Here is a 1,796-nt window from a genome sequence, read left to right as displayed (position 1 = left end):
TGCCCCGGCACTGTCGCTGGGAGCGCGCCAGGATGTCGCCGCCCTTCAGGTGCTGCTCGACCGGGGTGGCGCTTCGCCTGGCGTCATCGACGGGCGTTTCGGTTCGAACGTCGACAAAGCGCTCGCTGCCTACAACCAGATCACCGGCGCCAATCTGCGATCGACCGACGCGGTCGCCATCCAGGCGGCACTTGCGCAATCCGGCGGCGATGCCTTCGCCAACTACACGATCACAGCGGAGGATGCGGCCGGTCCCTATGTCGCGTCGATCCCGGAAGACTACAGCCAGAAGGCGCAACTCGATCGCATGGGCTATACGTCGGTGACCGAGGCGCTCGCAGAGCGCTTCCACATGGATGAGAATTATCTCAAAGCGCTCAACCCGGACCTCGATTTCAATCGTCCCGGCACGACCATCAAGGTCGCCAATTTCGGCAAACTGGTTTCGACGCCGGTGGCCCGCATCGTCGCCGACAAGGACAAGAAAGAGGTTTTCGCCTATGATGCCGGCGGCAGGCTGGTCGCGGCCTATCCCGCAACCATCGGCTCTTCGGACACGCCGTCACCGTCCGGCATTCACACGGTGTCGCGCGTCGCGCTCGATCCGAACTACACCTACAATCCCAGCATCAATTTCAAGCAGGGCCAGAACGACAAGGTCCTGACCATTCCGCCTGGGCCGAACGGTCCCGTCGGCTCGGTCTGGATCGCCCTGGACAAGCCGACCTATGGCATCCACGGCACGCCGGATCCGTCGAAGATCGGCAAAACCGAAAGCCATGGCTGCGTACGCCTGACCAACTGGGATGCGCGGGAGTTGGCCAAGCTGGTTTCGCCGGGTGTCACGGTGGAGTTTGTCGGCGGACCTTCAGCCGATAACCTTGCGCAGCAGTGAACTGGGAAGTGCGGCGGCATAGACCAGCTGCATGATCAGGATGAAGCCGAGCTTTCAAGCGGCCGCCTCATCGAAATCCCCGCCGGCTGCACGTAACGGGGCTGGCATGACTGTGCCATTTGCACCCTGTCAGGGTGCAACCCTGGCCAAACGGCTGGTTTCAATGACTGCAAGCCACTGGCCGGTTGTTGCCGATGCGCTAGGGGTTTAAGCAAGGTTTCATGCATTCACCGAGCAAAGCTGCCGCGGTCCCGCTGACGAGCCCGGTCACGCATGGAACGTTTTGTCCGCAGTCGCAGCGGCGATTTGTGCTGATCGCGGCAATTCTGGCCTCGGCGCTTGGCTTCATAGACGGCTCGATCCTGGCCATCGCCACACCGGCGATTCGCGTCAACCTCGGCGCCAACCTTGCCGAGGCGCAGTGGATTTCCAATGCCTATGCATTGACGCTGTCGGCGCTGATCCTGGCCGGGGGTGCGGCCGGCGACCGATTCGGTCTGCGCCGCGCCTTCGTGTCCGGCATTGCGCTGTTCATCGTCGCTTCGCTGGCCTGTGCGCTGGCGCCGAATGCCATTGTGCTGATCGCATTTCGCGCGTTGCAGGGCATCGGTGCGGCAATCATGGTGCCCGGTAGCCTCGCCATCATCGCCAAGGCCTACCCGAAGAAAGAACGCGGCCGCGCGATTGGGATCTGGGCGGCGGCTTCAGCGCTGACCACGGCACTTGGCCCGGTGTTCGGCGGTTTCGTGCTGTCGGCCTTCGGCGACGGCATCTGGCGGGCGATCTTTGCCATCAACCTGCCGCTGGGCTTGATCTCGATCTGGCTTCTGCTGGCCAAGGTTCCTGCCGATACGCCGACGGAGAAACGCAGCCTGGATCTCGGTGGTGCAGCGCTCGCGAC

At 63.2% G+C, this 1,796-nt stretch carries 2 protein-coding genes; both read left to right on the top strand.

Going from position 1 to position 1,796, the window contains the following annotated elements:
* Positions 1-895: L,D-transpeptidase (locus EN906_RS32975; RefSeq protein WP_164777563.1), on the top strand; the 895-nt coding region annotated here is incomplete at its 5' end.
* Between the two features lie 221 nt (positions 896-1,116).
* The coding region (locus EN906_RS32970; RefSeq protein ID WP_127375713.1) for an MFS transporter at positions 1,117-1,796 on the top strand (680 nt) is incomplete at its 3' end.

The sequence above is a fragment of the Mesorhizobium sp. M7A.F.Ca.CA.004.06.1.1 genome, from assembly GCF_003999135.1.
Classification (GTDB): domain Bacteria; phylum Pseudomonadota; class Alphaproteobacteria; order Rhizobiales; family Rhizobiaceae; genus Mesorhizobium.
Note: the sequence above shows the minus strand (reverse complement) of the source record. Positions and strands in the feature narration are given on the sequence as shown.